Raw genomic sequence first — 417 nt, forward strand, 5'->3', positions numbered from 1 at the left:
CTATCACGCGTACGAGGACAAACTCGACGCACTGTTCGCCGTTCAAAAGTAACCGTTTTGCTGGAGGAAGACACGATGAGCGAAGCAGACAACAATGCGCCGGCTGCCGGCACGTTCAAACCGAAGAAGTCCGTCGCGCTTTCAGGCGTGACGGCGGGCAATACCGCGCTGTGCACCGTCGGGCGCACGGGAAATGACCTGCACTACCGCGGCTATGACATCCTGGAACTCGCGGGTGCCTGCGAATTCGAGGAAATCGCCTATCTGCTGGTGCACGAAAAGCTGCCGACGCAGGCCGAGCTGACCGCGTACAAGACGAAGCTCAAGTCGCTGCGCGGCCTGCCCGCGAACGTGAAGGCCGCGCTCGAATGCGTGCCCGCTTCGGCACATCCGATGGACGTGATGCGCACCGGCGTC

The 417-nt window shown here is 61.9% G+C and carries 1 protein-coding gene; it reads left to right on the forward strand.

All coding sequences use genetic code 11. From position 1 onward, the window contains the following. Positions 1 to 75 precede the first annotated feature (75 nt). On the forward strand, positions 76 to 417 hold a 342-nt coding region (locus BG61_RS38945), incomplete at its 3' end, for a citrate/2-methylcitrate synthase (protein ID WP_035943884.1).

The sequence above is a fragment of the Caballeronia glathei genome (assembly GCF_000698595.1).
Lineage (GTDB): Bacteria > Pseudomonadota > Gammaproteobacteria > Burkholderiales > Burkholderiaceae > Caballeronia > Caballeronia glathei.